We start from the raw sequence: 20,540 nt of genomic DNA, 5'->3' as shown, positions 1-20,540 counted from the left end.
GCCAGAACGGCGGCTCCGCAGCATCAGGACGGGGAACCAGCGCAGATGGACGGGGCAGCCGTGTCCGGCACACACCGGGCACTCATCGGCTCCTCCGACGCTGCCCTGACCGACGGCGCGGTCGCGTTCGTGCGCGCCGGCCTCGACTGCGGGGAGCCCGTCGTCGTGGCCTGCACCGAGGTGACCGCCGAGCTGCTGCAGAAGGCGCTGGCCGACCGGCCCGAGGTCGTCTGGGTCGAGTGGGCCGACGTGTACGGCAACGGCCCGGCCGCCGCGATCACCGCCGTCCGCCGGCTGGGCGAGCGCCACCGGGCCGACGGGGTCGCCGCGGTGCGCCTGGTGCTGGAGCCCTTCGCCGGCCCGGACCCCGACACCTGGCGGGAGTGGCAGCGGTACGACGCCGTCCTGGACCACCAGCTGCACGAGGCCGAGCTGCTCGGCGACGACCCGCTGCAGGTGCTCTGCCTGTGCGACACCCGCCGGGTCCCCGAGCCGCTCGTGGCCGCCGCGCGCGCCACCCACCCGTTCCTCCAGGAGGACGGCGAGCAGCGGCCCAACCCCGACCACGTCGACGCCGAGGAGTACCTGCTCGCGCTGCCGGTGCCGGCCGAGCCGCTGGAGTCCACCGAGCCGCTGGTGCGCGCCGACGGGGTCCGTGACCTGCGCGGCCTGCGCCGCGACCTGACGCAGCGGGCGGCCGACGCCACGCTGCCGGACGGTTCCGGTCCCGCACTGGAGGACTTCCTGCTGGCCGTCGACGAGATGACCACCAACGCGCTGCGCCACGGCCGGCCACCGGTCGACCTGCGGCTGTGGGCCGGGGAGAAGCGGCTGGTCTGCACCATCACCGACCACGGCGCCGGCCTGCAGGACCCGTTCATCGGCTACGGCCCGGCGCACGGCGCCGACCTGTCCCTGGGCGGCATGGGCCTGTGGCTGGCCCGCCAGCTCTGCGACCACGTGGACATCACGACGGCCGAGGACGGCGTGCGGGTCCGGCTCACCACCGACCTCCCCTGACGTGACCGACCCGACGCGGGACCGGGACGAGACCGGCCGCGCCCGCAGCGCCCGGCCCCGCGACGCCCTCGGCCGGCCGCTGCCCTACGGCGAGCCGGGGGAGCCGCGGGCCCCGGAGGGCGTCGTCCGCGCGCCGGCGGACAGCCTCCGCGAAGCGCAGGAGCTGCTCGACGCCGGCCGCCCCTTCCACGCCCACGAGGTCCTCGAGGACGCCTGGAAGACCGGGCCGGACGACGAGCGCGACCTGTGGCGCGGCCTGGCCCAGCTCGCCGTCGGCCTGACCCACGCCGCCCGCGGCAACCGGGCCGGTGCCGGCACGCTGCTCGCCCGCGGTGCCCGGTCGCTGGGCACCGCGGGCGGGGCCGCGGCCCGGCACGGCGTCGACGACACCGGGCTGGTGCGCTGGGCCGCCCGGCTGGGCGCGGCCGCCGTCGGTGACACCCCGATGGACCTCACCCCGCCGCAGCTGCGGGCCGGCTGACCCGGCGGGTCAGCCGGCGCCCGGCGCGGGTGGCCCGAACCGGTGCTGCGCCCAGGTGACGAGGCCGTTGGTCGTCCAGTAGAGGAGGACGCCGATCGGCAGCACGAACCCGGTGACGAGGAACGCGGCGGGCGCCCCGTACAGCAGCACCCTCTGCACCGTGGCGGCCTGCCCCGTCGCCGGGCCGCTCCGCCGCACGGTCGCGCGCTGGGCCAGGTACGTGACCCCGCACAGGGCCAGGACCAGCACGGTGCTCACCAGCCGGACGTCGCCCAGGGCGGCGAGCTGGCGGGCGGCCTCCCCGGCCGGTCCGTGTCCGGTCCAGGAGGCCGAGATCGGTGCCCCGAGGAGCTCGGCCCGCGCGGCCTGGTCGGTGAGCGCGTCGCTCCAGCCGTAGCGGCCCGGCCGTCCGGGTGCGATCCGGCGGAGCACGTGGAAGAGCGCGAGGAACACCGGGAGCTGCAGGAGCCCGGGCAGGCAGCCGGCCAGCGGGCTGACGCCGCGCTCGCGCTGGAGCTCGCGGACGGCCAGGGCGAAGCCGGCGCGGTCGCTGCCGTGCCGGCGGCGCAGCTCCTCGACCTCGGGCTGCAGGGCGTGCGCAGCGCGCTGGGACGACTGCTGGCGCAGGAACACCGGGAGCAGCAGCCCCCGGACGGTGAGCACCAGCAGGACGATCGCCATCGCCCAGGTCAGGCCACCGGCGGGGTCGAGGACGGTGGCGAGCAGGTCGTGCCACCGGGCGAGCACCCAGGCGACAGCGGTGTAGAGCGGATCGAGCACGACGACCTCACAGGTCAGCAGGAGCAGCAGGGGGTCCGCGCGCAGCAGCGCAGGCGGACGGGCGACCGCCGCGCCGCGGCAGCGGAGCGGGCGGGACGGCCCACGGCGACGGCCGGGGCGGGACGTGCAGGAGGCGGGTCAGCCGGCCTGGGGCGCGCGCGGCCGGATGCGGCCGGGCGCGTTCGGGCTCACCTGGCGGCGGAACACGCCCCGGCGGCAGCGTTCCTCGCGGGCCAGCGGGCTGGTCGAGGGGCCGTCCGCGAGCACCCGCGGGACGACCGGGATGGCGCGGGCCAGCACCGTCGCGAGCAGGCCCAGGGCGAGGGTGCTGGTGACGGCTGCCGCGGCGGGGAGGGCGCCGGCGTCGGAGACGAGCAGGAGCAGGGTGCTCAGGCCGAGGAGGAGCGCGAGGGCGTGCGGCACCTGGTCAGCTCCTCCTCCCGGTCGTCGGTGCGAGTCTCACCCGGCCGGCACCGGGCCGCAAGCTCCCCCGGACGGGGGACGTGGACGGGCCGACCGGGCGGTCCCGCGTGGATCATGGGCGGATGCCCGAGTTGCCCGAGGTGGAGGCGCTGGCGGAGTTCCTGCGGGAGCACGCCGTCGGCCGGATCGTCACACGCGTGGACCTGGCCGCCGTCCAGGCGATCAAGACCTTCGACCCGCCGCTGACGGCGCTGGCCGGCCTGGAGCTGACCGGTGCCTCGCGGCACGGCAAGTTCCTCGACCTCGACGTCTCCGGCGTCCACCTGGTCGTGCACCTGGCCCGCGCGGGCTGGCTGCACTGGCGGGAGAACCTGCCCACCACCCCGCCCAAGCCGGGCAAGGGACCACTCGCGCTGCGGGTCCACCTCGAGCCGGCCGAGGGCGAGCTGCCCTCCGGCTTCGACCTGACCGAGCAGGGCACCCGCAAGGGGCTGGCGGTGTACGTCGTCCGGTCACCGTCGGAGGTGCCCGGCATCGCCCGGCTCGGCCCGGACGCCCTCGAGCTGGACGCCGAGGCCTTCGGCGCGCTGCTGACCGGCCGGCACACCCAGCTCAAGGGCACGCTCACCGACCAGACCGTGCTCGCCGGCATCGGCAACGCCTACTCCGACGAGATCCTGCACGCCGCCCGGCTGTCGCCGTTCAAGTCCGCCGACAAGCTCACCGACGACGAGCTGCTCCGGCTGCACGCCGCGGTGCGCGAGACGCTGACCGGCGCGCTGGAGCGCCAGCTCGGTCAGCGGGCGGCCACGCTCAAGGGCGAGAAGCGGGCCGGGCTGCAGGTGCACGCCCGCACCGGCCTGCCCTGCCCGGTGTGCGGGGACACCGTGCGGGAGGTGTCCTTCGCCGACACGTCGCTGCAGTACTGCCCGACCTGCCAGACCGGCGGCAAGCCGCTCGCCGACCGCCGGATGTCCAAGCTCCTGCGCTAGTGGAGTGGATCCGTGCCGGTCACCGGCACGGATCCACTCCGCTCAGGAGTCGTAGCCGACGCGGTCGACCTTGCGGTGGTACCGGGTGCCGAGCAGGCCACCGAGGACGGCGCCGAGCAGCGTCGCCACCAGGACGGCGACCAGGGCGATGGCCCCGGCGGTGGTGGCGGTGCCCTCGTCGATCGGGATGCGCGGCAGGTCCAGCTGGGCGAGCACGTTGTACTGCGCGCCGAAGAGCAGGCCGGCCAGCGCCAGCAGGACGACGACCACCAGGCCGATCACCCACACGGCCACGCCCTGCCGGGCCCCGTTGAAGCGGGCCATCCGCCCGGCCACGTAGCCGCCGGCGAGGTAGGCGAGGAACAGCGCCACCAGCAGCGCGATGCCCGCGCCCAGGCCGATGCCCGAGGTGGCGGAGTCGGCGGCCTGGTCGAGCGAGGCGACGGTGTCGGACAGGCCGAAGGCCAGCCCGGCGGCCGACAGCAGCGCGATGAGCAGCACGGCCATGCCGTTGGCCGACAGCCAGCCGAAGAACGCCGCGCCCCAGGAGAGGCCGCCGAAGCGCTCCTTCTGCGCGGCCACCACCTGCTGGCGGGAGGGCGGAGGGGTCGGTGCGACGGGGACGTCGTCCGGCTCGGGGTGGGGATGCCGGGCGGTGTCCGTGCCGCCGGGGGTGCCGACTGCTGCCGCCGCGGGCACGGCGGCCGCCGGCACGGCCATCGCGGGGAGCGTGGAGTGCCCGGCCGTGGGCGTCGGGTCGGTCGTGCCGTGCGGCACGGTCGGGTCGGCGGAAAGCCCGGCGGCCGGCCGGTCCGGCATCGCCCGGGTGGCCTCGGCGCCGCGGTCGGCGGCCGGGATCGCGTTCGTGCGCTCGGCCGGGCTCCCGGCGCCGGCGTGCCCGCTGCGGTCGACGGGCAGGGCGGCCGTCGAGTCCCGCTGGGGCTGGATCGCGTTGGTCGCGTCCCGGTCGACCGGGATCGCGGCGGTCGAGTCCCGGTCGGGCGAGCTCGCGTGGGTCCCGTCCCGGTCGAGCGGGATCGCGGCGGTCGAGTCCCGGTCGAGCGGGATGGCGTTGGTCGGGTCGCGGTCGGTCGAGCTCGCGTGGGTCGTGTCGCGGTCGAGCGGGATCGCGTTGGTGGCGTCCCGGTCGGGGGCCACGATCCGGTTGGTCATGTCGGAGGCGCCCGCCGAGCCGCCGGCGGGGACGGTGTGCGCTCCGGCCGCCGTGCTGCCGTGGGACTCCGTGGGGGTGGGGTCGGACGAGCGGTCGCTCTGCGCTGCCATGGCGTGCCTCCTGGTGACCCGTGCTGGATCGTCGGCGACATGGGTGCCCGCTGTGCGACCGGCCAACCGCCGCGGGGTGCTGATGATCACCGCGTGGGTGACGATGGGGCTGTGGCTCTGGTGACGTTCGACCTGTTCAGCGCCCTGGTCGACGCGCGGGCCGGCGGCTCGGCCGCGCTGGCCGAGCTCGCCGCCGGGCGCGGCTGGCCCGTCTCGGGCACCGAGCTGTACGACGACTGGGACGCCCGCAACAAGGCGTCCCAGCGGGACGAGCCGGCCTGGGTGCCCTTCGCCGAGCACTGCCGGCGCGCCCTGGCCGCCACCTGCGCCGCCCGCGGGCTGGACGCCGACCCGGTCGCCGACACCGCCGCCCTGCTGGCGACGCTGCCGGACTGGCCGCTGTGGCCCGACGTCCAGGCGGCGCTGGTCGAGGTCGCCCGCACCCACCGGGTGGGCGTGCTGTCCAACGTGGACGACGACCTGTTCGCCCGCACCCGGGTGGCGCCGCTGGTCGAGCCGGGAGCGGTGCTCACCAGCGAGCGCCTGCACGCCTACAAGCCGCACCCCGAGCTCTACCGCCGCGCGGTCGCCGCCGGGGTCGGGCTGCACGTGCCGGCCTCCGCGCGGGACACCCGCGGCGCGCTGGAGGCCGGGCTCGCCGTCGTCCGGGTGGTCCGTCCGGGCCACGCGCTCGACCCGGACGGACCACGCCCGGAGCACGAGGTCGACGACCTCGGCGCGCTCCCGGCCCTGCTGCGGGAGGTCAGCGGCGCCGGGACGTGATCCCGCGGCGGGCCCGGCTGGCCACGGCCGTGACCAGGCCGGCCTCGGGCGTGAGGTCACCGCCCGCGGCGTCCTCGGCCGAGCCGACCTCGGTCCACCAGTCCTGCAGGGCGGGCGGGTCGAGCAGGTCGACGCGCTCGCCGGGCCGGGGGACGACGACCTGCACGTCGTGGGCCGCGGCGGCCACCAGCAGCCGCTGCACCGGCTCCGCCCAGCGGTGGAACGCGAGGTTGAACGTCGCCCAGTGGATCGGCATGAGCACCTTGCCGCCGAGGTCGCCGTGCGCGCGCACCGCCTCCTCGGGGTCCATGTGGATGGCGTGCCAGTTGTGGTTGTAGGCCCCGATCGGCTGCAGGGCCAGGTCGAAGGGGCCCAGCCGCGCGCCGATGCCGGCGAAGGCCGGGGTGTAGCCGGTGTCGCCGCCGAAGAACACCCGGTGCCGCGGGCCGGCGACGACCCAGGACGACCACAGCGTCGTGTCGCGGGCGAGGAACCGGCCGGAGAAGTGCCGGGCCTCGGTGCAGGTCAGGGTCAGCCCGGCGACGGTCGTGGCGCCGTCCCAGTCGAGCTCGACGATCCGGTCCTCGGGCACGCCCCAGCCGCGCAGGTGCGCACCGATGCCCAGCGGGACGACGAACGGCGCCGTCTGGGTGCGGATCAGGCCGCGCACGGTGGGCAGGTCGAGGTGGTCGTAGTGGTCGTGGCTGATCAGCACGGCGTCGACCGGGGGCAGGCTCTCCAGCGGCACCGGCGGCTCGTGCAGCCGGGTCGGTCCGATGGTCGGGGAGGGGGAGACGCGCTCGCCCCACACCGGGTCCAGGAGCACCCGGCGGCCGTCGACCTCCAGCAGGGCGCTGGAGTGGCCGAACCAGGTGACGGCCAGCTCGCCGGCCTCGGCCGGGAGGTCGGCGGTGACCAGCGGGATGGGGCCGCCGGGCAGGCCCTTGTGCCGCTCCTCGTGCCACTGCCGCAGCAGCCCGTCGCGGGCGTTGGCGGGGGACATCGTGGCGGTGGGCAGTGAGTTGTGGAACTTGCCCTCGCGGAACTGCGGGGAGCCGGCGACGGTCGGGCGCAGCTGGCGCTGGCTGGCGCCCAGCGCTGCGGGGATGCCCCAGGCGGCGCGGGCGACCCAGCTGGCCCCACCGAGCAGGGCGGCGGCGGCGGTGACGGTGACGGTGCGACGGGGGAACGGCACGGCACCAGCATCCCCCGAACGGCTGTGCCAGGGCGAGTGCCCCGGCACCGGCAGGGGCCAGACGCGCCCGTGCCCTGCCACCGGTGCGGCGGCAGGGCACGGACGTCCGGCTCGGCCCCTCTGCAGGGTGGGGCAGAGGGGTCCCTCTTCAGCCGGCGATGGCGGCCACCGGCGGGGTCATCGCCGCGCGGCGGGCCGGCAGCACCGAGGCGAGCAGCCCGGCCACCGTGGCGACCACGACGATCGCTGCCACCTGCAGCCACGGGACGCTGATCGTCAGCTCGCCGACCTCGCCCAGCGCCGAGGCGACCCCGACCAGGCCGTACGTGCCGCCGACCAGCACCCCGAGCACCGCGGCGACCCCGGCGACCAGGACGGCCTCCCAGGCCAGCAGCCCGCGCAGCTGGCCGCGGGTCAGCCCCAGCGCCCGCAGCAGCCCGCTCTCCTGGCGCCGCTCGACGACCGAGAGGGCGAGGGTGTTGCCGACGCCGATCAGCGCGATGAGCACGGCCACCCCGAGCAGCCCGGTCACGATGAGCAGGAGCACGTCGACGACCTGGTCGATCGCGGCCCGCTCGGTGGCCATGCCGCTGACCCAGGAGTTCGGGACCGCGGTGCCGGCGATGTCGGTGACCTCGTCGACGACGTCGTTCTGCTCGACGTCGTCACCCAGGCGGAGCCACAGCGTCCCGGGGGTGGCGTCGGGGGCGAGCGCGGCGAGGTCGGCGGCGGGCACCAGCGGGTCGCTGGTGTCGCCGGCGACCGCGGTGAACGTGCGCGGACCGCCGGCCCCGGTGAAGGTGACCTCCTGGCCGGCCGACACGCCCCACGTCTCCTCCGCCCAACCGGGCAGGACGACGGTGCCCGGCTCGGGCAGCTTCAGCTGGGTCGTCGAGCGCAGCACCGGCAGCGCCTGCGCGACGTCCACGCCCTTGACGGTGACCTCGACCTGGTCCGGGCCGACGAGCTGGCCGCTGGTGAGCGCGGTCCCGGCGACGACGCCGTCCACGGCGGTCAGCTGGTCGAGCACCGCGGCCGGGATCGTCTCGCCGTTGCCCTCGACGATGACGTCGGTCGGGTAGGCGGCGACCAGGCCGGCCTGGGCGGTGGCCCGGGTGGAGCTGGCGCCCACGACCATGGCGGTGGTCAGGGTGACGCCGATGAGCAGCGCGGTCGCGGTGGCCGCCGTCCGGCGGGGGTTGCGGGTGGCGTTGCCGGCGGCCAGGCGGGCCGGGAGCCCGCCGACCCGGCCGAGGAGCCGGCCGGCAGCGGCGACGACCGGCGGGACCGCCCGCTGGGCGAGGAGCAGACCGCCGAGGGAGCTGAGGACGACGCCGGCGAAGGCGACGAAGACCTCCTGGGTGACCACGCCGAGGGCCATCAGGCCGATGCCGGGGAGGGCGAGCAGCAGGCCGAGGACCAGCCGCACGACGCCACCACGGGAGCGGAGGGCGACCGGGTCGGTCGGCCGCAGGGCGGCCAGCGGCGCGACCCGGGTGGCGGCGCGGGCCGGGGCCAGCGCGGCGACCAGCGTGGTCAGCGTGCCGACGACGAGGCCGACCAGGACGACGTAGAGCGGCACGGACACCCCGGACAGCGGGATCGGCGAGTTGGTGCCGACGACGGCCGAGACGGCGGCGGCGAGCCCGATGCCGGCCAGGACGCCGATCACCGAGGCGGCCAGGCCGGTGAGCAGGGCCTCGCCGAGCACGCTGCGGCGCACCTGCTGGGCGGTCGCCCCGACGCAGCGCAGCAGGGCCAGGTCGCGGGTGCGCTGGGCCAGCAGGACGGCGAAGGTGTTGGCGATGACCAGCCCGGCGACGAGCACGGCGATGCCGGCGAACAGCAGCAGCCCGGTGGTCAGGAAGTCGGCGTCGCCGGTCAGGGACGCGACCGACTCCGCGGCCTGCTCGGCGCCGGTGCGCACGACGAACGCCGTCCCGGCCAGGGCGGTGGACACCGCGCCGGCCACGGTGGCCGGGTCGGCGCCGTCGGTGCCGGAGATCCGCAGCTCCACCGGCTGCGCCGCGCCCCAGGCCAGGACCTGGTCGCCGGTGGCGTAGAGCCGGCCGTAGAGGTCGGCGGTGGGGTCGCCGCGCAGGTCGACGATGCCGACCACGGTGACCTCGGCGGACGAGGTCCCCTCCTCCTCGGGGCCGTAGTAGGTGAGCGTCAGGACGTCGCCGAGGGCGGCACCGGCGCGCTCGCTGACCGCGACCTCACCCGGCCCGGTGGGCAGTGCGCCGGCGGTGAGGTGCTGCCAGCGCAGCTGCGGGTCGGCGGCGACGGACTCCACGGCCAGGTACTGGGTCCCGGTGCGCCCGGGGACGAGGCCGGAGACCGAGGTCTCGTAGCCCGGGTCGACGGACCGGACGCCCGGCACCGCGGAGAGGGGGGCGACCTGGTCGGTCAGGTCGGAGCCGTCCTCGGCGGTGACGACGGCGTCGGCGCCGACGTAGCGGGCGCCGGCGGCCTCGGCGACGGTGTGCTTCATCGTCTCGTTGAGCACGAGGGTGGCGACGACGAAGCCGACGGCGATGACGATGGCCAGGGTGGAGGCGACCAGCCGGGGCAGGTGCGCCCGGATGCTGGCGAGGGTGACGGCGCGCATCAGGGTCAGGCCCCCAGGCCGCGGAGCGCGTTGATGATCGAGTCGGTGGTGGGCTGGTGGACCTCGCCGGCGAGGTGGCCGTCGGCCAGCAGGACGACGCGGTCGGCGTAGGCGGCGGCGACCGGGTCGTGGGTGACCATGACGACGGTCTGGCCGGTCTCCCGGACGCTGGAGCGCAGCAGCCCCAGCACCTCGGCACCCGCGGAGGAGTCGAGGTTGCCGGTGGGCTCGTCGGCGAACACGACGTCGGGGCGGGGGAGCAGCGCCCGGGCGACGGCGACGCGCTGCTGCTGCCCGCCGGAGAGCTCGTAGGGGCGGTGCTGCAGGCGCTCGCGCAGGCCGAGGCGGGCGATGACGGAGTCCATCCAGGCGCGGTCGGGGCGCTGCCCGGCCAGCTGCATCGGCAGCAGCATGTTCTCCTGCGCGTTGAGCACGGGCAGCAGGTTGAAGGACTGGAAGACGAAGCCGATCCGCTCGCGGCGCAGCTTGGTCAGCTGCTCGTCGCGCAGGCTGGTCAGCTCGGTGTCGCCCAGCCACACCTGCCCGGAGGTGGCGGCGTCCAGGCCGGCCAGGCAGTGCATCAGGGTGGACTTGCCCGAGCCCGAGGGGCCCATGATGGCGGTGAAGGCGCCGCGCTCGAACGCCACGTCGACACCGGCCAGGGCGTGCACGGCGGTCTCACCCGAGCCGTAGGTCTTGCGCAGGTCGGTGGCGCGGACGGCGGTGGACAGCGACGCCGGGGACTCACCCGGGACGGTCATGACGGGGACGGACACTTCGGCCTCCAGAGGCGGTGATCAGGTCGTGACCACGTTCTCGCCCGGGGGCCTCCTCCCGCGTCGCCGCACAGGTGGGTCTTGGCCTCCTCCCACCTGGGGCCGGGGGATGACCTCACGTCATCCCTGGGGCTGACCCCGCCCGGGTCGACCCGCGGGCGGCAGGGTGGATCCGCGTGCGCACGCGGCTCCGCCCTGCCCGGACCGGGTCGACCCTCAGGCGTTGCGGAGCAGGTCGGCGGGGGCGACCAGGCCGGTGCGGTAGGCCAGGACGACGGCCTGCACCCGGTCCCGCGAGCCGGTCTTGGCCAGGACCCGGCCGACGTGGGTCTTCACCGTGGCCTCGCTGACGAACAGCTGCGAGGCGATCTCGGTGTTGGAGGAGCCGTAGGCCATCTGCACCAGCACCTCCTTCTCCCGCGGCGTCAGCTCGACCAGCGCCGAGGGGTCGGCCGGCGCCGACGCCGACGTCCCGTTCGCCTCGCGCAGGATCGGCGCGACGTGCTGGAGCAGCCGCCGGGTGGAGCTGGCCGCGATCACCGAGTCACCGGAGTGCACCGTGCGCACCGCGGCGAGCATCTCCTCCGGCGGGGCGTCCTTGAGCAGGAAGCCGCTGGCCCCGGCGCCGATCGCGGCCACCACGTACTCGTCGAGGTCGAAGGTGGTCAGCACCACGACCCGCGGCGGCTCGGGCAGCGCGGTGACCTGCTCGGTCGCGGCGATGCCGTCCATCCCGGGCATCCGCACGTCCATCAGCACGACGTCGGCCGCCGTCCGGCGCAGCAGGTCGACCGCCGCGGCGCCGTCCCCTGCCTCGCCGACGACGGTGAGGTCGGGCTGGGAGTCGATCACCATGCGGAAGCCGGCGCGGACCAGCTGCTGGTCGTCGACGAGGACGACGCGGATCGGGCTGTCTGTCATCGGGACGAACGGTAGGGCAGGACGGCGTGCACGCCGAACCCGCCGCCGGCCCGCGGCGCGGCGGTCAGCCGGCCACCGTGCAGCTGCGCCCGCTCGCGCATGCCGAGCAGACCCTGCCCCTGGCCGTCGCCTTCCATGATCGCGGCGGCGGCGCCCCGGCCGTCGTCCTCCACGTGCAGCTCGAGGGCGTCGGTGCGCCAGTGCAGGCGCACCCAGGCACGGCCCGCCGGGCCGGCGTGCTTGAGCACGTTGGTCAGCGACTCCTGCACGATCCGGTAGGCGGCCAGCTGCGGGCCGGCGGGCATCGGCTGCGGCGTGCCGGCCACGACGAGCTCGACGTCCAGGCCGCTGGCCCGGACGTCGGCGACCAGCTGGTCGATCGCGGCGACGTCGGGCTGCGGGGCGAACTCCTGCCCGTCGCCCTCCCGCAGCACGCCGAGCAGCTTGCGCATCTCGGCGAGGGCCTGCCGGCCGGTCGAGGAGATCTGCTCCAGCGCCGAGGTGGCCGCCGCCGGGTCGACCTGCCCGGCGTAGCGGCCGCCGTCGGCCTGGGCGATGACGACCGACAGGGAGTGGGCGACGACGTCGTGCATCTCCCGGGCGATCCGGGCGCGCTCGGTCGAGGCGGCCAGCTGCATCTCCTGCTCCCGTTCCAGTTCCAGGAGGCGGGCGCGTTCCTCCAGGCCGGCGACCTGCTGCAACCGGGCCCGGCGCAGGTCGCCCAGCGCCCAGGCGGCGATCACCAGGACGCCGATGGCGCCGGCGGTGGCGACGTAGGAGAACAGCCCGGCGCCGCCGAAGTAGGTGAGGGAGGCCAGCACGGCGCCCACCAGGCCGATCACCAGCCCGGCGCGGCCGGCCTTCCGGGGTGCGTAGGCGGCCAGCGCGTAGACCATCGCGGGCGCGGCGACGTTCGCCGGCAGGAACTGGCCCGGCAGCAGCACCAGCTCGAGCAGGCAGCCGACTATGACCACGGCGGCCGCGCGGACCGGACGGCGCCGGCGCCAGGCCAGCGGCACCAGCAGCACCAGGCCCAGGACGGCGGCGACCTCGGCCTCGGGGTAGCCGTTGGAGGACACGACCACCAGCACGAACACCGCGAGGCCGGCGAGGGTCGAGTCGACGCCGAAGGGGTGCCGCCGCAGCCACCCCTCCATCCGCTCGAGCACCGGCTTCTGCGGGAGGTCGTCGGCCCACCCGCGTGGGGTCCGGGACCGGTTGCGGCGCTGGACGCCGAGTGCCCACACGGCGACCACCACGGCGCTGAGCGCGATGAACACGGTCGCGAAGACGTCGACCTGACCGTTGCCTCGGTAGACGGCGGCGGCCAGCGCGGCGCCGACGAGGCCGGTCCCCAGCCCGGCGCGGACCGACCACCGGGGCCCGTACGCCGCGAGCGCGTAGACCGTCATCGGTGCGGCGACGTTGGCCAGCAGGAAGTCGTAGGGGGTCAGGACGAGCTCGAGCAGGCACGCGGGGACGACGATCGCCGCGGTGAGCAGCGGGCGGGTGCGCCGCCAGGCCAGGGCGCCACAGAGGACCACGCTCAGCAGGAGACCGACCTCGGCGCGGGAGTGGTACAGCCCGACGGCGGCCTGCAGGCCGGTGGTGACCACCGCGAGCACGACGGCGAGCGCGACGTCGGCGCGGAAGGGGTGCTGCCCCCGCCGCGACGTCGCGGGCTCGAGCAGCCGGAGGTCCACGCAGCGAGCGTAGGAGCGGGCTGGGGCGGCGTCGTCGTCCTGCGGGGTGAACCGCGTGTCCGCCCGCAGGATGACGCCATGCCCCGCCGTAGCGTCCGGGCATGGCGGTGGGGATCGGTCCGGTGCACCCGGACGACGTCGGTGAGCTGCTCACCCTGCAGCGCGCTGCGTTCGTGACCGAGGCCCAGCTCTACGACGACCCGCGGCTGCCCGCGCTGGTCGAGACGCTGCCCGAGTTGCTGGCCGCCGTGCAGCGCGAACCGGCGCTGACCGCACGCGACGACGGGCGGCTGGTGGGCGCGGTGCGCGCCCGGGTCGCCGACGGCGTCCTGCACGTCGGCCGGCTGGTGGTCGCCCCCGACCAGCAGGGGCGCGGCATCGGCCGGGTGCTGCTGGCCGCGGTCGAGCGGGCCGCCGGTCCGGACGTCGCCACGGCGGCGTTGTCCACCGGACACCGGAGTGCGGCGAACCTGCGGCTGTACGCCCGGGCGGGCTACGTCGAGCAGCGCCGGGAGCGGGTGGACGACGTCCTGACCGTCGTCCACCTGGCCAAGCCGCTGCGCTGACCCGGCCATCGGGGGGTGGCGGTCGCCGGCCAGGTGATCGGATCGCATCCGTGGGACGAGTCTGGGCTGAGGGGACGCTCATCGGGACTCGGCATGGCGTTGTCCCGAGGTGTTCGGCCGTCGAGGCATGCCTTGTCTGTTGGTCACGGTCCATTCATGCCTGCGTGCCGTGCACATGGCGCGAGATGGCAGAACCGGGACCAACTGCTCCACTTGAACACAGCATGACGTCCTTCATGTTGTATCGACGGTCGCGGGGCGAGAGCAACGGCTCCTTGGCGGCCGAAGTCCGTCAGCGCGCCGCTGAAGCTGTCCGTAGGCAGTCAGCACTCGGTGATGTTGGCGGCGGCCAACGAGCCGTCGGCACTAGGGTCGAGGAATGGACAGATCGCGCATTCTCGCCCTGGTTGCCGACGTCGCCATTTTCGCGGGGGTGATCCTGGGCGTCATTGCATCCATCCAGGGGTGGAGCTTCGTGCCCGCGGGACTGCTGACGGTAGGCCTGTGCGGTGTTGGCCTCTTGGTCTGGGCGCGAGTTCATCACGGTGATCGAGGCTCCGCTCAGAAATGAGCAGGCGGGTCCTCTGGGCGGTCGTTGGGTGTCGTCCTTCATTCAAAGGTCATGCGTCTGATTGTTCCGGGGCGGAGGTCGCATCCCCGCCCGGCGGCCCAGCGTGACGGGTGACGACGGCCCGTCGCTCGAGGTGATGAACGAGCCGGTGGACGGCGCTCCTCCTGTACGCCTCACCGTCATCCGCAAGATCCGTGGTCGTCGGTTCGAGCGAGCGTCGTTGCAGAGTCAGAAGAGCCTGCCGCGCCGGAGCCACGAGCTGCTCGCCCAGCGGCGGACATCGCGACGACCTCGGGGGGCAGGTGCTCCTGCCCGGAGGCCTGGGAAGCGAGCGGCCCGCGGAGGTCAGGCGCTGGCGGATTCGGGCCATTGATCCCAGGCATGCGTTCTGGGCCGGTCCACTGATTGGCTGACGTGCACGAACGCGCGACGGGTCAAGTGGTGCCGGGAGCGGCCCTTGAATGGGCGGTTCTGGTCAGTGCGATGAACGAGCCGCTGGTGCTAAGCGCCCCATTTGGGCCAGGCGACGCTGCGCTGACTACTTGCACGAGTCTGCGGGCGTCATGATCACCCTCATGACCGAGCTTCCGGCGCCGCTACATCGAGCGCGGAGGCTCGCCCTCGCTGGCCGCATCCTCATGAGTGTCTGCGTCATCGCCATGGCCACAGTGAGCTACTTGGATCGCTCATGGTCGCGACCCGCCTGGTTGGTGTTGCTTGGATTCGGGTTGCTCAGTCTTGGCGTCTACGCCTGGAATCAGCGCCTTGTACGTCGTAGCGAGGCAAACGACCAGGGGTCAGCCGTTTCCGCTGACGGATGAGGCGTGATGTTGTCGTGGGCGCCACTCGGCCCGAGAACGGTTGGGTACTGGGCGGCCCGTCAACGGACGTTCTCGGTCACTGCGCGATGCGCCGACGTCCTCTGGGGCATGTCCCACAGCGGCCCACGAAGGGGCAGATGGGTCAGCCGGCAAGTGCGATGCGACGCACGTCGTCCGCGGTCAGCCGTGCCTCGTACGGGTCACTCGGCGAGCCCGTGGTCCTCGGGCTCGCCCATTCGACGATGTCAGCGAAGGTCTCGTCGTCGGGGTCGTCAAACCGCAGGTGGTCGGGGAGTTGGAGGGCATCGAGGCCGGCGGTTGTCGTCTCCCGGTCGGGCAGGAGCAGGTGGTAGGCGGTCCATGCCCGAAGGAACGCGTTGAGGTCTTCCCCGATGACGCCCATGCAGCCGGGCTCGAAGATCGCACCGATCTTCACGATGATCGGCCGTGTCGCGGTGGCCGGTGACCACAGTCCCACCGGGTCACCGTTGCCGTCGTTCCCGAACAGCACGAGCTCGTCCGGGACCGGCCAACCCCACCCGCGATGTGTTGCAGACGCCTGCGCGATGCTGAGCTCACCGTCGGCCTGCAACGGGTACAGGACGCAGTTGCCCCCGAGCCAGGAACCACCGTCGTGCCGCTGGTACAGCTCTCGGAACGTGTCCGGCAGGGGGCGTCCGATCGACTGCTCGACGGAGTCCAGTTCGGCGGGTGACGCGGGAGGCCGAGGCTCGTGGAGCCACGCGGTCGCCGTCCAGGCCCGCCAGATGCGCTCGTCGAGTTCGGACATCCGGGGACCCTAGACCGACACCACACGGACATCCAGGACTCGGTCCAGGGTCCACCGCCTGACTGCCCCCGAGTCCAGGTGGCTGGCCGGGAGCGGGATCCTCGCACCCGTCACCCGGTGGGTGCGGGCCCGAGTACATACGGTTGGCGGTCGGTCTGCTGATGGGCGTCAGCGGTTCGCCGCACCAACCTCCGCACCACTACCGGGCGTGCACGACCGATGCTGTGGACGCCTCTCCACGCTTGATCGCGGCCTCGACGGCCGTGCCGATCCGGCGCAGTGCACTCAGGTCGTCGGGGAGGACCTGGTCGATCAGGTACTCCCGGACCGCGGCCACGTGGCCGGGTGCCGCCGCCGCCACGACGTCGTAGCCGGACTCGGTCAGGGTCGTGTTGGTCCGCCGGCCGGCGCCCGGGATCCGGGACCGGGTGAGCAGTCCCCGGTTCTCCAGTCGTGCGACGACGTGGGACAGCCGCGACAGCGAGGACGACGTACGGGCGGCCAGTCCGCTCATCTGCATCGTGCGCTCGGGTTCCTCGGACAGGACCGAGAGCACCATGTACTCGAAGAAGGTCAGCTGGCTCTCGCGCTGCATCCGCGCGTCCAGGGCGGCCGGCAGGCTGATCATGATCGCGGAGTTGGCGAGCCAGGCCGCCAGCTCGTCAGCGTCGAGCCAGCGTGGTGCAGCCACCTCGTGCGGCGACTGCGCCGCGGTGCCGGCGGGCGCCCCCGCGTCGGACGGCGACAGGCCTGCCGCGGTCCCGTCCTGGGGACGCTGACCGCGATGACCGTCGGCGTCCACCGGAGTCCTGGGCATGCGACGAGTCTAGGCAACATCTGTGTTGACGCATCAAGTTCGCAGGCGTAGACAGTCACCAGCAGTGAACTTGACGCATCAAGTCGACGGTCGGGCGCACCGGTCCTCGGCAGGGTCGGTCTCTGCAGCACGCGACCGGCCCACGCACCAGGCGGGGGTCGGCGACCGATCGAGGAGGGACTGTCCGATGCAGACCACATCGCTGGGCGGACTGGAGGTCTCACGCATCGGCCTCGGGGTCATGGGGATGTCGGCGTACTACACCGGCGCCCGACGCAGCGACGCCGAGTCCATCGGCACCATCCACCGCGCTCTCGACCTGGGCGTCACGCTCCTGGACACCGCCGAGGTGTACGGGCCCTACGTCAACGAGGAGCTGGTGGGCCGGGCCATCGAGGGCCGGCGGGACGAGGTCGTGCTGGCCACGAAGTTCGGCCTGGTCTCCCACACCGGGCGACCCGGGATGGACAGCACCCCGGTCAACGTCCGGCTGGCCGTCGAGGGGTCGCTGCGCCGCCTGGGCACCGACCACATCGACCTCTACTACCAGCACCGCGTCGACCGCGGCACGCCCATCGAGGACACGGTCGGCGCACTGGGCGAGCTGGTGGCGGAGGGCAAGGTCGGCCACATCGGGCTGTCGGAGGCCTCCGCGGCCACGATCCGCCGCGCGCATGCGGTCCACCCGGTCGCCGCGGTCCAGACCGAGTACTCGCTGTGGTCACGGGACCCGGAGACCGACGTCCTGCCCACGCTCCGCGAACTGGGGATCGGCTTGGTGCCCTACTCCCCGCTCGGACACGGGTTCCTGACCGGGGAGATCACGTCCCTCGACGGCCTGGACGCCGACGACTGGCGACGCAACAATCCGCGCTTCACCGGCGACAACCTCACCCGGAACCTGCGCATCGTCGACGAGGTCAGGGAGATCGCCGGCGACGTCGGGGCCACCCCGGCCCAGGTCGCACTCGCCTGGCTGCTCGCCCAGGGTGAGGGCATCGCCCCCATCCCCGGCACCACGCGGATCGAGCGGGTCGAGGAGAACAGCGCCGCCGACGGTCTCCAGCTCACCGCCGAACAGGTCGCCCGCCTGGACGACCTGTCGCCCGCATCTGGTGATCGCCACGCCGAGGGCGACATGGCCGTCATCGACCGGTAGGTCCACGACCAGTACGCGAGCCGGCGTGAGGCTCGCCGCTCCTGGCGCGGCGCTCACTCGGGGGGGGACATTGGGCGGGATCCGGTTCGGCCTGGTCTCGGCCGGCCGTGGCCGGTCCTGGCGGTGCAGCCGGACGGCGATCAGGGCGACGTCGTCGTCCGGTGTCGTGAGCAGCATGCGGGCCAGCACCTGCTCGTCGGCCGACACCAACGTCACCAACGAGACTGGTACACCGAGCTGCTGGCGGACCAGGCGGGCGAACCGCTCGAACGCCGGGTCCGAAGCTGCAGGTAGCGCGGCAGCAGCAGGCAACGAGCCGGTCACGCGTCCCCTTCGCGGACTGGGACCCTGCCGTCCATGTCCTGTTCCGTGGTCTCACACGACACCGACGCGACCGAGCGTGCTCAGGGGGCGGAGACGGGCGGCCATCGGTCAGCTCAGGGACGTGTCCGCCGACTGCTCGGTCACCGTGTGGCCCGCGGCAGTCAGCAGCTCACGGGCCTGGTCGCCTCGTGACGACGGGACCATGACGACGTCCCCGTCGAAGGTCGAGACGACGAAGACCGGGCACCCGGCGGCGGACAGCGGCGCGACGAGCGACGTGACGACACCGGTGAGTCCGAACGGGACCGGCCCCTCGACGTAGAGGGCCGTCCACGGGCCGTCGATCGTCGCGCCGGGCGGCGCGGCGGCGGCCGGGCAGACGATCGACAGCTCCTGCGGGGTGCGGGTGACGGAGACGAAGCCGTTCCCCGGGGGCGCAGACAGCAGGGTGGTGGGCACCGGGGCGTCGGCGGGCAGTCGGGCGATGACGTGGTCGCCGACGAGCGGACGCAGGTGGACACGAGCGGAGGTCATCAGAAGGTCCTGATCAGCTCACGCGGAAGGCCCCGGTCGGAAGCCGCGGTGATCGCGTGGTCGGGTCGGAGCATCGCACGCGCTCCGGTGTGACGGCGGCTGGGCCGGTCCCGTCGGGAGGCGCGCGGCGTGTGTGCGGCCCTCACTGGGCCGGCTTCGATTCCGCCAGCTGGAGCACGACCCGGGTGGGGAGCAGGCCGACCACCCGGCGGGTGAGTCGGTTGCCGGCGCCGGAGACGACGCTCACCGGCGGGCGGCGCCGCTCGAGTGCGGCGAGGGTGGTCGCGACGACCTGGGCGGGTGTCTCGAACCGGACGCCGGTCGTGGCGGTCCCGGAGTCCGCGTAGAAACCGGTCCGGGTCGGGCCGGGTGAGACGGCGAGCACCGTGGTCCCCGACGTCCGGGTCTCGTGGGCGAGGGCCTCGGTGAAGCGGATGACGAAGGCCTTCGACGCGGCGTAGACGGCCATGCCCGGGACGGGCATGTAGCCGGTCAGGCTGGCGACGTTGACGAGGGCGCCCCGCCCCGAGCTCACCAGCTGGGGCAGGAAGGCGTGTGACACGTCCACGACGGCGCGGACGTTGAGCGCCAGCTGCTGGTCGACCGCGGCGGCGTCGGAGGTGGAGAAGGGCTCGGTGCGGCCGGCGCCGGCCGCGTTGACCACGGTGTCGACGGTCAGGCCCATCGAGGACACCCGGCGGGCGAGGTCGTGGCCCGCGCCGTCGGCCGTCAGGTCCATCGGGATCGGGTGCACCGCTCGCCCGCTGGTGCTGCGGATCTCGGCCGCCAGCGTCTCCAGGAGGTCGCCCCGGCGGGCGACGAGCACGAGGTCGGCGCCCCGGTGGGCCAGGGTGCGGGCGAACTCGGCGCCGATGCCCGAACTCGCGCCGGTGACGACTGCCGTGGTGTGGGCGTACTGCACGAGGTGACTCCCTGAGGTGGGCGGAAGGGGGGCCTCACGTCTCGTCGCCGTACGCCGGGGGACCGTACGCACATCGACGTCTGCGATGTAAGAGGCTCTTTCATCGAGGAGGCTATGCGACGATGTAAGAGACTTCAACACCCGACCCGACGGAGTGACGCGCGTGCCGAAGAGCGCCTACCACCACGGCGACCTGCGCAGTGCGCTGCTCGAGGTGACGGCACAGCTGGTGCGGGAGAAGGGGGCGCGTGGATTCAGCGTCTCGGAGGCGGCCCGCCGGGTGGGCGTCTCCATCGCCGCCCCCTACCGGCACTTCGACGACCGCGAGGCGATGCTGGCCGCCGTCGCGACGAGGGGCTTCACCGAGCTGCAGGAGACGCTCGACGGGGTCGCCGACCCGGGAGACCAGGTCGTGCGGGCAGTCGCGATCGCCGAGGCCTACGTCGGCTTCGCACTCGCGGACACCGCGCGCTTCGAGGTGATGTTCGCCGCGAGCATCGACAAGGACCGGCACCCGGAGCTCCTCGAGTGCGCAGGCCGGGTGCAGTCCGGACTCCAGGACGCGCTGCGCGAGCTCGTCGGCGACGACCCTGCCGGGGTGGTCCGCCGGGCAGCGGAGCTCTGGTCGATCGCCCACGGGGTCGCCGCGCTCCTGGTGGAGGACCGTCTCGCGCACGTGGTCGGTCCCGCCGGGGAGGACACGGTCGTGGCCGGCGCCGTGCGCGCGTGGGCGACCGGCCTCGCCGGCTGAGTCGACGCTCCACCCGCCGGCACGGGCCGGCGCGCGCAGTACACGAGCGCCGGTGGGACGTTCCGCCACACGGTCCGGCTGACGAGCACCTCCTCGAACCGCGCCTCCAGCTGTCGCTGGAACCGTCGGGCGGCCGGTGTCCACCGGCTGTGGACGTAGGCGAAGGTGGTGAACGCGCCGTCGGGGGACAGGCTGTCGACCACGGCGTCGAGCAGGTGCTCCTGCTGCCGCGCCGGGAAGGCGGCCCACGGCAGCCCGCTGACGACGACGTCGGCGTGGGTGACGCCGCGCTCGGTGAGCACCGCCCGGAGGTCGG

General features: G+C 74.3%; 19 protein-coding genes. 7 read left to right on the top strand and 12 right to left on the bottom strand.

Features of this window, described 5'->3' with window-relative positions; all coding sequences use genetic code 11:
* The first annotated feature begins 60 nt into the window (after nt 1-60).
* Together O2W14_RS19405 and O2W14_RS19400 are read left to right on the top strand one after the other, a co-directional pair.
* A complete protein-coding gene (locus O2W14_RS19405; RefSeq protein ID WP_269177776.1) occupies nt 61-1,020 on the top strand; it encodes an anti-sigma factor RsbA family regulatory protein in 960 nt (319 codons plus the stop codon).
* 1 nt (nt 1,021) lies between these two features.
* Nucleotides 1,022-1,501, top strand: coding sequence for a DUF309 domain-containing protein (locus tag O2W14_RS19400; RefSeq protein ID WP_269177775.1), 480 nt, complete (start codon nt 1,022-1,024; stop codon nt 1,499-1,501).
* Nucleotides 1,502-1,510: 9 nt separating this feature from the next.
* Here the strand turns inward: O2W14_RS19400 and yidC are convergent, their stop codons facing one another.
* Nucleotides 1,511-2,281 (bottom strand): membrane protein insertase YidC, encoded by a 771-nt coding sequence (gene yidC, locus O2W14_RS19395; protein WP_269177774.1) that lies wholly within the window; start codon nt 2,279-2,281, stop codon nt 1,511-1,513.
* Between the two features lie 138 nt (nt 2,282-2,419).
* On the bottom strand, nt 2,420-2,704 hold the full coding sequence (locus O2W14_RS19390; RefSeq protein WP_269177773.1) for a DUF6412 domain-containing protein: 285 nt from the start codon (nt 2,702-2,704) through the stop codon (nt 2,420-2,422).
* Between the two features lie 122 nt (nt 2,705-2,826).
* Between O2W14_RS19390 and O2W14_RS19385 the strand changes: the two genes are divergently transcribed.
* Nucleotides 2,827-3,696 (top strand): Fpg/Nei family DNA glycosylase, encoded by an 870-nt coding sequence (locus O2W14_RS19385; protein ID WP_269177772.1) that lies wholly within the window; start codon nt 2,827-2,829, stop codon nt 3,694-3,696.
* Nucleotides 3,697-3,738: 42 nt separating this feature from the next.
* On the opposite strand, the gene O2W14_RS19380 is transcribed toward O2W14_RS19385, so the two are convergent.
* Nucleotides 3,739-4,980 carry a hypothetical protein gene (locus O2W14_RS19380; RefSeq protein ID WP_269177771.1) on the bottom strand — a complete coding sequence of 414 codons (1,242 nt, stop codon included), beginning with the start codon at nt 4,978-4,980 and terminating at the stop codon, nt 3,739-3,741.
* Nucleotides 4,981-5,091: 111 nt separating this feature from the next.
* Between O2W14_RS19380 and O2W14_RS19375 the strand changes: the two genes are divergently transcribed.
* Nucleotides 5,092-5,763: a haloacid dehalogenase gene (locus O2W14_RS19375; RefSeq protein WP_269177770.1), complete on the top strand. Its 672-nt coding sequence runs from the start codon at nt 5,092-5,094 to the stop codon at nt 5,761-5,763.
* Here the strand turns inward: O2W14_RS19375 and O2W14_RS19370 are convergent.
* The 5 genes from O2W14_RS19370 to O2W14_RS19350 all read right to left on the bottom strand — a co-directional run bounded on the left by O2W14_RS19370 (nt 5,744) and on the right by O2W14_RS19350 (nt 12,969).
* Complete coding sequence (locus O2W14_RS19370) at nt 5,744-6,958, bottom strand: MBL fold metallo-hydrolase (RefSeq protein ID WP_269177769.1); 1,215 nt, start codon at nt 6,956-6,958, stop codon at nt 5,744-5,746. The genes O2W14_RS19375 and O2W14_RS19370 overlap by 20 nt on opposite strands.
* Before the next feature lie 148 nt (nt 6,959-7,106).
* On the bottom strand, nt 7,107-9,569 hold the full coding sequence (locus tag O2W14_RS19365) for an ABC transporter permease (protein ID WP_269177768.1): 2,463 nt from the start codon (nt 9,567-9,569) through the stop codon (nt 7,107-7,109).
* 5 nt (nt 9,570-9,574) lie between these two features.
* Entirely contained in the window at nt 9,575-10,345 is a 771-nt protein-coding gene (locus tag O2W14_RS19360) for an ABC transporter ATP-binding protein (protein WP_269177767.1), read from the bottom strand.
* Between the two features lie 216 nt (nt 10,346-10,561).
* The gene (locus tag O2W14_RS19355; protein ID WP_269177766.1) at nt 10,562-11,266 is read right to left on the bottom strand and encodes a response regulator; all 705 of its coding nucleotides are present in this window, start codon (nt 11,264-11,266) and stop codon (nt 10,562-10,564) included.
* Nucleotides 11,263-12,969 carry a sensor histidine kinase gene (locus O2W14_RS19350; protein WP_269177765.1) on the bottom strand — a complete coding sequence of 569 codons (1,707 nt, stop codon included), beginning with the start codon at nt 12,967-12,969 and terminating at the stop codon, nt 11,263-11,265. Before O2W14_RS19350 ends, O2W14_RS19355 begins: the two co-directional genes overlap by 4 nt.
* 101 nt (nt 12,970-13,070) lie before the next feature.
* Here O2W14_RS19350 and O2W14_RS19345 point away from each other — a divergent pair, with 101 nt between their 5' ends.
* Nucleotides 13,071-13,535 carry a GNAT family N-acetyltransferase gene (locus tag O2W14_RS19345; protein WP_269177764.1) on the top strand — a complete coding sequence of 155 codons (465 nt, stop codon included), beginning with the start codon at nt 13,071-13,073 and terminating at the stop codon, nt 13,533-13,535.
* A 1,534-nt stretch (nt 13,536-15,069) separates the two neighbouring features.
* Here O2W14_RS19345 and O2W14_RS19340 read toward each other — a convergent pair.
* Both O2W14_RS19340 and O2W14_RS19335 read right to left on the bottom strand, forming a co-directional pair.
* Nucleotides 15,070-15,717 carry an SMI1/KNR4 family protein gene (locus tag O2W14_RS19340; RefSeq protein WP_269177763.1) on the bottom strand — a complete coding sequence of 216 codons (648 nt, stop codon included), beginning with the start codon at nt 15,715-15,717 and terminating at the stop codon, nt 15,070-15,072.
* 199 nt (nt 15,718-15,916) lie between these two features.
* Nucleotides 15,917-16,534 carry a MarR family transcriptional regulator gene (locus tag O2W14_RS19335; protein WP_269177762.1) on the bottom strand — a complete coding sequence of 206 codons (618 nt, stop codon included), beginning with the start codon at nt 16,532-16,534 and terminating at the stop codon, nt 15,917-15,919.
* Nucleotides 16,535-16,721: 187 nt separating this feature from the next.
* Between O2W14_RS19335 and O2W14_RS19330 the strand changes: the two genes are divergently transcribed.
* Nucleotides 16,722-17,693, top strand: coding sequence for an aldo/keto reductase (locus tag O2W14_RS19330; RefSeq protein ID WP_269177761.1), 972 nt, complete (start codon nt 16,722-16,724; stop codon nt 17,691-17,693).
* Nucleotides 17,694-18,125: 432 nt separating this feature from the next.
* Here O2W14_RS19330 and O2W14_RS19325 read toward each other — a convergent pair whose 3' ends face one another.
* Nucleotides 18,126-18,551, bottom strand: a complete 426-nt coding sequence (locus tag O2W14_RS19325; RefSeq protein WP_269177760.1) for an ACT domain-containing protein — start codon at nt 18,549-18,551, stop codon at nt 18,126-18,128.
* 142 nt (nt 18,552-18,693) lie between these two features.
* Entirely contained in the window at nt 18,694-19,473 is a 780-nt protein-coding gene (locus O2W14_RS19320; protein WP_269177759.1) for an SDR family NAD(P)-dependent oxidoreductase, read from the bottom strand.
* A 163-nt stretch (nt 19,474-19,636) separates the two neighbouring features.
* On the opposite strand from O2W14_RS19320, the gene O2W14_RS19315 reads away from it, so the two are divergent.
* Nucleotides 19,637-20,224, top strand: coding sequence for a TetR/AcrR family transcriptional regulator (locus O2W14_RS19315; RefSeq protein WP_269177758.1), 588 nt, complete (start codon nt 19,637-19,639; stop codon nt 20,222-20,224).
* Nucleotides 20,225-20,540 lie beyond the last annotated feature (316 nt).

The organism is Modestobacter sp. VKM Ac-2986, assembly GCF_026967795.1.
In the GTDB taxonomy this organism is placed as follows: Bacteria; Actinomycetota; Actinomycetes; order Mycobacteriales; family Geodermatophilaceae; genus Modestobacter.
The sequence above is the reverse complement of the archived record's forward strand: the minus strand, read 5'-3'. Positions and strand labels throughout refer to the sequence as shown.